Here is a 9,232-nt window from a genome sequence, read left to right as displayed (position 1 = left end):
CGCCTGGCACCAATTCCAAGAGGACGAAAAGGGGCGTATTGCACCCGGTCAGCTTGCGGATATGGCGCTACTTAGCGCGGATTACTTCACTGTCCCTGACGACGAAATCTCGTCGATCCAATCAGTACTTACGATCATGGATGGCGAAGTTGTTTATGGAAGTGGACCTTACGAAGGTTTGAGCCCTGAGCTACCTGCGGCACTGCCAGAGTGGGCGCCCATCAACTACTTCACAATCTACGAGTGACGCAGCAACTGCGGGTGCGCGCGCGCACCCGCCATGCCACACCATCCAAGAAAGAGAGTTTGCCATGCCTACTCGCATGAAACTGGTCAATTCAATTGTGATCAATGCGCCAATTGAAACAGTGTTCGATTACATCTCGGACATTTCCAAAGACCCCAACTGGCGCAATGAAGTCGATAAGATGGAGGTCGACGGATCGATTGAGGTCGGAACGCTCGCCACTGAATACTCCACATTGTTCCGACCGTTTGTGAAAACGGTCACACCGACGCGGATCAAAGTCCTTGATCGGCCCAATGTCGTGGCGTTTGAGACCGACCCAGGAGTTGACCCCTGGCTGGTATCACATCGCAGCCTCAAGGCCCTTAGACTAGATCGGACCGAGGTGACCTATCGGCTGGAAACTGACCTGCCACCTAGCGGGACGTTCGGCAAGCTCTACCTCGCGCTGATGACCCGGCTCTACGGTCCACGCCTGCCGCGTTACCTGTTGACGCTGAAGAAGAAGATTGAGAGTAGCCAGTTATCGGCTGACTGACTTATCCGCACCTTCAAAGCGAAACTCTAGTATCTGAACTTTTGCCCGGCCAAGCGGAAACTAATGCCGAGTGGAAAGTCTAGTATGTGGTGTCAGTAAATAGGCACCACACTTTTTTCAGTACTATGTCGCTAACGATTAACGGACCAGGTTCGATCAGTGCCAAGGACTAAGGTTGGTTGTTTCTAACCGTGCAACCCAAGACATTCGGCGGTCGATGCGCGAATAGATCTCGTTAAATCTGCATCCTTAGTCAGATCGATTCCGAAAGATGGAACCAGCTTTCTGAGCTTAGCTTGCCATTGGTCGACCAAGGCGTCGCCAAGGTTTTGCTTTAGTACGTCGATCATGATGGCTACGGCGGTGGAGGCCCCCGGTGACGCCCCCAAAAGAGCGGTCAAACGACCATCAGCGGATTGCACAATCTCGGTTCCGAACTGCAAGCGGCCGTGATAGGGGCGATCCTTGTGGATGATTTGCACCCGTTGACCGGCCACCGACAACTCCCAGTCTGCTGGCTCCATCTTCGGGTAATAATCGCGTAGGGCATCCAGTCGATGTTCCATGGTTTGGACGACCTGTCCCACCAGATACTCCTCAAGCGGGAAGTTGTCATGGGCGACGGCCAACAGCGGCACAAAGTTCGAGGGTCGCACCGATCCCGGCAAGTCCAACAACGAACCCTGCTTCAGAAACCGGGTTGTGAACCCAGCATAGGGACCAAATAGCAGCCAGCGTTTGCCATCGATCACTCGCGTGTCCAGATGTGGGACCGACATCGGCGGCGCGCCGGTTGCGGCCATACCGTAGACCTTGGCGGTGTGGCGGTTCACAACCTTGGGATTCGAGCAGCGCAACCATTGCCCGCTGACCGGGAACCCGGCATAGCCCTTGGCCTCGGGGATACGCGATTTTTGTAACAAGGGTAGCGCGCCACCGCCTGCACCCAGAAAGACGTGGCCAGCCTCGACCTTGTGTTTGGTGCCGCTGTCTTCGTCGTGGAACGACAGAAGCCAGCCGCCATCATCCTTGTGGTGCAGATGTTCCAGCTTTTGCGAGAAACGGACAGAAAACCCTTCCATCCTGTTCAGATGAGACAACAATGCTGATGTCAGCGCGCCGTAGTTCACATCTGCGCCATTGGCGATCCGCGTGGCGGCGATAGGCTGAGTTGTGTCGCGGCCACCCATCACAAGCGGAATCCACTCCGCTATTTTGGTGGCATCTTCGCTGTACTCCATGCCTTGATAGGCGTGATGGGCGCTCATAGTTGCATGGCGTTTGTGTAGGAAAGCCTGGTGTTCGGAACCGGTGACGAAACTCATATGCGGAACCGGATGGATAAACACACCCGGATCCGGGATTGCGCCCGTTCTCACCAGATGGGACCAGAACTGGCGAGACATGTCGAATTCGCTGTTCACCTTGAGCGCACGGGTCAGGTCGATGTTTCCGTCGGCCCCCTCGGTGGTGTAGTTCAATTCGCAATTGGCTGCATGGCCCGTGCCTGCATTGTTCCACGCGCCAGAGCTTTCCTGTGCCTCATCATCTAGCTTTTCGAACAGAGCGATGTTCAGATCAGGCTGCAATTCCTTGAGCAGCGCCGCTAGGGTGGTGCTCATTATGCCCGCGCCAATCAGGGCGATGTCTATGGGCTTTTCAGAATGATCCAAACCCGTCTTGGCCTCCTGTGGTTACCGCTTTCGGCGTGATGAAGGGTACGTCAGCCCCAGGCTCAAGCACAACATAAACCCGTCGCCACGGTTCGTCATCTACGAGTTTCCAGGTATGCCCTCCGCCGGCGGTATCCTCTGCCAACAGAATGTCGCCGGGCGCGATGGTAAAGGATTTACCTTCGCGCGTGGTGAATTCTAACGTCCCGCTCAGAGTGATGACCAACTGACGGACAGGGGCATTATGCCAGCTGAAAGTTCCGCCCGAGGCGGTTTCCTGCAGCGCGGTGATGTTCACCTTCATATCCGCACTGCGCAACTTGCCGTCCGCTCGCCCGCCGAGGTCGATCTGACCCTCTTCGAAATGGGACTGGTTGTCGTCACCCGTCCATATGCGTACGCATCTGATCATGCTCTTTTCCTTTCAGTTTATCGGGTCGCTGACAGCCAAGAGTGCTCGAACACGAACACTACGAATTATCAGAGCTGTGTCTGTTAGGTGAGTGACAACTGGTGAACAGGTCGGGTGGCGCGACTATCCTGACCCACGGGACCTAGCGTTGAAAGCATAATCCCTGCTCCGAACGAGTTTTCCTATACCCCATAGGTGCTTGCGGTGCCGCCCAGATAGGGCAGCGCCATTGTTTTCGTGACCGACAATCAGTCCGCGACCTCGCGTTTCTCATCCCGCTTGAAGAACACATAGTAGAACACAGGCGCGGCGACCAAGGTTAGGATTGAGGCGAAGGCCAAGCCACCCATAATCGTCACAGACATAGAGACGAAGAACGCGTCGCTGAGTAGAGGGGCCATGCCAAGGATGGTTGTAACCGCGGCCAGCACCACTGGGCGGACCCGCGAGGCTGACGCATCGATGATTGCCTTCCGCAAGGGCACACCTTCAGCGCGGACCAGGTCGATTTCTTCGACCAGAACGATCCCATTCTTGATCAACATCCCTGACAGGCTGAGCAGCCCAAGCAGCGCCGTAAAGGTGAACGGCAGACCCGTGCCAAGCAATCCGATCACAACGCCATTCACCGACATTGGCACCAAAAGCCAAATGATGATGGGTTGCCGGATCGCGTTAAACAGCAGGACCGAGATCATGAACATGATAAGCGCGCTGAGGGGCAATTGTGCCCCAAGGCTTGCCTGCGCGTCAGATGAGTTCTCGAACTCCCCACCCCATTCTAAAGTATAGCCCGCGGGAAGGGGCATCGCCTCAATCGCGGCCCGTATTTCAGAATGCGCCTGTGCGGCGGTGACATCGGGTACAACATCTGCCCCAACCGAGATGGTTGGAACCCTGTTGCGACGCTGCACCAAGGTGTTTTCGACGCGATAGTCAAACCCGTTGGTCAGCTGTTCAATCGGCAGGTATGTCCCAGCCACGGGGGAATAGACAAGTTGATCATTCAGATTGAACTCTTCGGGTTGCGGTCTGCGCATGATGATTGGGATTAAGCGCTCCCGTTCGCGATAGACGCCTGCACGCAAGCCATCAGTACCAAACAAGAGAGAGGTCGCGATGTCATCTCGGTTGACACCTGCAGTTTGAGCCCGCTCGGTTGCATAGGTGGGCTCGATCACCAATTCCTGTTCACGCCAGTCGGTGCGCAGATTAAGCAGGCTGGTTGAGCTATCTTGCATGATTTGTATCGCCTGATCGGCCAGCTCACGCAAAACGACCGGATCACTGCCCGAGAATCGCGCCTGAATCGGGTCTCCTCCGCCCGGCCCAAATACCAGTCGCTGTACCCGGAACTCCGCGGTCGGGAAGGTGTCGCGACCAAAGGTCTCCAACCGGGATTGCAGTTCCGGAATGGCGTCTAGCTCATCTGTGCGGATGATCAAGTGGCCATAGCTCGGGTTGTCCTTGCCACCGTCATAGGTGAGCATGAACCGCACCGCGCCGCGTCCAGCGTAAGAAGCCACGGATACGACGTGGTCCTGCTCCAACAGCCAATCCTCCATGACCTCCAAATCACCCGACACTTGTTCGATAGAGCTGCCCTGAGGCAGTTTGTAATAAACAAAGAAAAGCGGCGTGTTTGAGTTCGGAAAGAACTGTTGTTTGACTGATCCAAACCCTACGAAACACGCCACCGTAATGGCGATCAGTCCCGCAATGACGGGCCACCGGAAGGTCAGGGCCCAGTCAAGCACACGTTTGTAGAGTTTAAAGAAGCCACCGGAATAGGCATCGTCGGCGTCTTGATTGTCTCGTTTAAACAGATAGTGGCCCAGTAGTGGCGTAACAGTCAGTGCGAGCACCCAAGACAGCATCAACGATATACCGATCACCGCAAAAAGCGAGAACATGAACTCGCCGGTTGCATCAGGCGAAAGACCGATACCAGCAAAGGCCATGATGCCGATGACGGTTGCTCCTAATAATGGGATCTGTGTTTTGCGTGCAGCATCATCGGCAGCCTCTCGCGAGGTGCGTCCGCGCAGCATCGAGATTTGCATCCCCTCGGCCACAACGATGGCGTTGTCGACCAGCATCCCCATTGCGATAATCAGCGCCCCAAGCGAAATGCGTTCCATCTCGATGGAAAACATCGACATGAACAACAACGTTCCAACTACGGTCAAAAGCAAAGTGGAGCCAATTACAATCGCAGCGCGCCAGCCCATAAAGGCCCCAAGCACGACAATGACGATACCAACGGACATGGCGAGGTTGACCAGAAAGTCGTTGGAGCTTTGCTCGACAACCAAATGTTGTTGATAGATCGGATGAAGTTGAATGCCGTAGGGAATGTCTTTGGACAGCTCGGCGATGCGAGCGTCAACGCGGTGCCCTACCTTGACGATATCTTCTGATTCCAAGCCCGCAACACCAAGCGTGAAGGCCTCTTGCCCGTTGAAGCGAATAATCTGGCTGGGAACGTCGACGCGCCCACGGCTAACGGTTGAGACGTCGGCGATATTGTAGAGTTTACCGTTAACACCGACACTAAGTGCGGCAATATCTGATACCGTTTCTGATCCCTCCGGGGCCTGAAAATTAATCCGTGTGCCATCATTTTCTAAGGAGCCAGCAGCAGCCACAGAGTTTGCGGTTGCCACTGCACCCATGATCGCGTTTGGTGGGATGCCTAGATTTACCGTCAGGGTCATATCGGGTTCGATATAGATCGCTTCCTCGGGCAAACCCGAGAGGTCCACGTCCGCCACACCGTCGACTGCCAAAAGTTCGCGACGCAGAAACGTTCCAAACTCGTACTTTTCTGCATCCGTGAAGCCGGGTGCCGTGACGGCGTAGTAAAGGCCAAACACATCGCCAAAGCTGTCGTTCACGAATGGTGTCTGAACATTGTCTGGTAGTTGTCGGGCCGCGTCGCTTACGCGGGCGCGCAGTCTGGTCCAGATGGCTGGCAGGGCGGCGGCCGGGTACGTGGATTTGATCTCGACGTCGATCCGGCTTTCGCCTGGTCGGTTGGTCGAAGTGACTTTGTCCACTTCCACCATTTTTTGGAGCGCACTCTCGAGAGGTTCTGACACCTCTGTCGCGACCTGCTCGGCCGATGCACCGGGGTATTGCGTTACAATGACAGCTTGTTTGATGGTGAAGGCAGGGTCTTCAAGGCGACCCAAATTCAGGAAGCCGGATATTCCGCCTAGGAACAAAGTCAGGATAATCAGCCACGTATAAAGCGGCTTCTCAATCGAGGCGCGTGCGATGTTAAGCATTATCGCCCCCTAGTTCGCAAAGCCGGCAAAACGGCGCACCGTCTCACCATCTGTTAATGCAGACGCCCCGGCGCTAACGATAATGTCGCCATCCGACAGCCCCGACAGCACGCGAAACTGGCCGTTGGAGCCGGCCTCGACGGTGATCGGAGTGGCTTCAACGGTACCAATCTCTCCGTCTGTAGAGGTGAAGCGCATCACTGACAATGCGCCATCCGGGGCGGCCACGATAGCGGGCGCTGGGATCAGAATACCGGGCGTTTCGTGGGTTGCCGAAACACGGATGTCGACGGATGAGCCGGGAAGCACGCGCAGATCCTCGCGCGGGGCCATCCCCAATGTGATCCGATAGGTTTGACCTGCGGCAGCAGCTTCGGCGTTGAATTCTCGAACTTCAACTGGCAGCGCTTCGTCATGTGCGGGGAATTCGGCCAGAAACTTGACGTCTTGTTCTCTCGACGCCGTCTGGAACAGGATTTCCGGGACATCGATCTCGATCCGGACTTCGCTCATGTCATGCAAGCGGACAACCGGCGTGCCTGCGTTGATTGTGACGAAGTTTCCGACATTGCGCGATGCGACGATGGCATCAAAGGGTGTATGAAGGGTAGTGTTGTTCAGGTTCCGCTCGGCTTGGCGAACCGCGATGTCGGATAGGCTAAGCTGCGTCGCCGCATCATCAAGTGAGACTTGACTGACAGTGCTGCCCTTTAGCTTCTCGAGCCGTTCCAATGTCCGTTTGGCTTGGTCCTTCTGGACCTTGGCTTGCTCCAGCGCGAGCGCGAATTGCTCCTGATCCAGTTGGGCAATCAGTCCGCCCTCGGGCACAAGCTCCCCTTCGATCACCGGGAAATCAACGATTTGCCCGCCCACCTGAAAAGCCAAATCAACACTTTGCCGTGCAACGACCTTACCAAAGAAGACACGGTTAAATGTTTGGTCGTTGGCGGTGATCGTCATCAGCTTGGCGGGCTTGACCACCTCCTGCGCCATAGCCAGTGATGCCGGTAGGGCGGTCGCCAGCAGCGTCGCTGCCATCAAGGGTTTTAACAATCTCATGTGCCGGTCCTTAACAGGTTGTGATATTTTGGATGTTCGAATGGATTTTCTGCGAGACTTTCGAAAAACTGTGCAGTTCGGCCTCGGTCAGGTTTAGCGTGCCGCGAAAAAGTTCGCGGGCCTTCGCGACCATCTCGGCTCGCAACTCCAAGCCGGGCGGGGTCAGCTGTAACAACCACGCGCGCCGGTCATTGGGGTCACGCTCGCGTGTAACAAGGCCGCGGGTTTCAAGCTGATCTGCATGTGTCGTCATCGTAGATGGAAGAATGTTCATGTCCCGAGCCAGCGCCCCAAGGCGTTTGGGGTGGTCCAGCCAGACGATAATCTTTCGCTCGAAATGCGGCACGTCGTTGCAAACATCTACCTCGTCCATAAGGGTTTCAAGGTAGTTGTGGAGCGAGAACACGCCCAAAAGAGCGCCAAGCTCGGGTTCGATGCCCGGTGCAAGTTGCGGATGCAATGGATCTTGAGAAGTCACAGTAGCCTCCGACTCGCTAGGCTCCTTTAATATACTTCATTTTACGAAATGTCCATAAGAGGAATTAAATTGAGTTTTGTTAGCGCATGTCATTGCACCCTTGATCAGGGTGCGGCACTTTGTTGCGATAGCAGTGAGGAGGGCACATTGTGGACTGGGAAATCCTCTTCCGTCATCAATATGTTACGCTGGTCTAGGCACCTATATGTGATGGTCCTCGATTAACCAAAATCCGCAAATTGGTAAAAAATTATTACCACTTGAAGAAATACCAATTGAAATCTGCATACAACTACGTAGTAATTGGCGGCAGCGCAGAGCTGACCCTTGGGTCGGCCCGTGTTCGAACAAGAAAATATCGAAAACTCGGAGGAGAAATTCACATTATGGAACGCCGTAAGTTTCTGAAAGGCGCAGCACTTGGTGCCGGCGCGACTGCAATTGCGACACCCGCCCTTGCTCAAGGTGGCAAAACACTGACCATCGTTTCGACTTGGCCGCGCGACTTCCCCGGTCTGGGCACATCTGCACAGCGTCTGGCCGAGCGTATTGGCGTTCTGTCCGACGGTCACTTCAAGGTGGAATACTTTGCCGCTGGCGAACGTGTCGGTGCGTTTGATGCTTTCGACGAAGTGGCGTCCGGCAACAGCCAGGCCTATATCGCGGCTGACTATTACTGGGGCGGCAAGCACCCGGCCTTCAACTTCTTCACATCGGTTCCCTTCGGCATGACGACGCCAGAATGGAACGCGTGGATCAAGTTTGGCGGCGGTCAACAACTGTGGGATGAGCTGTCAGGCGAATTTGGCCTGAAGGCCCTCGCATGCGGTTCTACCGGCACGCAAGCAGGTGGTTGGTTCAACAAAGAAATCAACAGTGCAGAAGACCTGAAGGGTCTGAAGATGCGTATTCCCGGCCTTGGTGGTCAGGTGATGTCCAAGTTGGGCGTTTCGACCGTGTCGCTGCCCGGTTCGCAGATCTACGAAAACCTCGTATCCGGTTCGATCGACGCGACCGAGTGGGTTGGCCCGTACAACGATTACTTCATGAAGTTCTACGAAGCTGCCAAGTTCTACTATGCGGCAGGTATGCACGAGCCCGGTGGTGGTTTGGCCTTCGGCATGAACAAAGCATGGTATGACGGTCTGACCGACTGGGAGAAAGCGGTTCTGGAAGCTGCGTGTAACGAAGAACACGCCGCGTCGCACGAAGAACTGATCGCCAAGAACGGCGAATTCTTGCAGAAACTCGTTGACGAGCAAGGCGTCGTCATCCGCGAATTCGACGATGAGGTCTGGGACGCGTTCGGCGAAGCGGCTGAGGAAGTGTTTGAAGAAACCCGCGATCACTCGCCACTGGCCATGAAGATCAATGATGATTTCCAAGCCAAGCTGCGCGCAATGGGCGCGATGATGGGCGAATTCGAAGTGGCCTATACGAACCAGCGTAACCGCGTGCTTGATATCGCGTAAGTGCTTGGTTTTTAACCAATAACAGAGCGGGGCTTCGGCTCCGCTCTTTTACAAGACGGAAGG

8 protein-coding genes are annotated in these 9,232 nt (G+C 55.3%); 3 read left to right on the top strand and 5 right to left on the bottom strand.

The genetic code is table 11. The features are described from left to right. Together V6N04_RS12480 and V6N04_RS12475 are read left to right on the top strand one after the other, a co-directional pair. Positions 1-247: amidohydrolase family protein (locus tag V6N04_RS12480; RefSeq protein WP_371170504.1), on the top strand; the 247-nt coding region annotated here is incomplete at its 5' end. A 64-nt stretch (positions 248-311) separates the two neighbouring features. Next, the gene (locus V6N04_RS12475; RefSeq protein ID WP_371170503.1) at positions 312-785 is read left to right on the top strand and encodes an SRPBCC family protein; all 474 of its coding nucleotides are present in this window, start codon (positions 312-314) and stop codon (positions 783-785) included. Between the two features lie 185 nt (positions 786-970). Here the strand turns inward: V6N04_RS12475 and mqo are convergent, their stop codons facing one another. From mqo to V6N04_RS12450, 5 genes are all read right to left on the bottom strand, one after another. Continuing rightward, positions 971-2,458 carry a malate dehydrogenase (quinone) gene (gene mqo, locus V6N04_RS12470; RefSeq protein WP_371170502.1) on the bottom strand — a complete coding sequence of 496 codons (1,488 nt, stop codon included), beginning with the start codon at positions 2,456-2,458 and terminating at the stop codon, positions 971-973. Then, a complete protein-coding gene (locus tag V6N04_RS12465) occupies positions 2,445-2,870 on the bottom strand; it encodes a cupin domain-containing protein (RefSeq protein ID WP_371170501.1) in 426 nt (141 codons plus the stop codon). Before V6N04_RS12465 ends, mqo begins: the two co-directional genes overlap by 14 nt. Positions 2,871-3,118: 248 nt before the next feature. Then, positions 3,119-6,160, bottom strand: a complete 3,042-nt coding sequence (locus tag V6N04_RS12460; RefSeq protein WP_371170500.1) for an efflux RND transporter permease subunit — start codon at positions 6,158-6,160, stop codon at positions 3,119-3,121. Positions 6,161-6,169: 9 nt separating this feature from the next. Beyond that, positions 6,170-7,219 (bottom strand): efflux RND transporter periplasmic adaptor subunit, encoded by a 1,050-nt coding sequence (locus V6N04_RS12455; RefSeq protein ID WP_371170499.1) that lies wholly within the window; start codon positions 7,217-7,219, stop codon positions 6,170-6,172. 10 nt (positions 7,220-7,229) lie between these two features. Then, a complete protein-coding gene (locus V6N04_RS12450) occupies positions 7,230-7,697 on the bottom strand; it encodes a MarR family winged helix-turn-helix transcriptional regulator (protein ID WP_371170498.1) in 468 nt (155 codons plus the stop codon). 386 nt (positions 7,698-8,083) lie between these two features. Between V6N04_RS12450 and V6N04_RS12445 the strand changes: the two genes are divergently transcribed. Next, complete coding sequence (locus V6N04_RS12445; protein WP_371170497.1) at positions 8,084-9,169, top strand: TRAP transporter substrate-binding protein; 1,086 nt, start codon at positions 8,084-8,086, stop codon at positions 9,167-9,169. Positions 9,170-9,232: the final 63 nt, after the last annotated feature.

This window comes from Aliiroseovarius conchicola, from assembly GCF_041403445.1.
GTDB lineage: Bacteria > Pseudomonadota > Alphaproteobacteria > Rhodobacterales > Rhodobacteraceae > Aliiroseovarius > Aliiroseovarius conchicola.
This window is presented reverse-complemented; position numbering and strand designations above follow the sequence as displayed.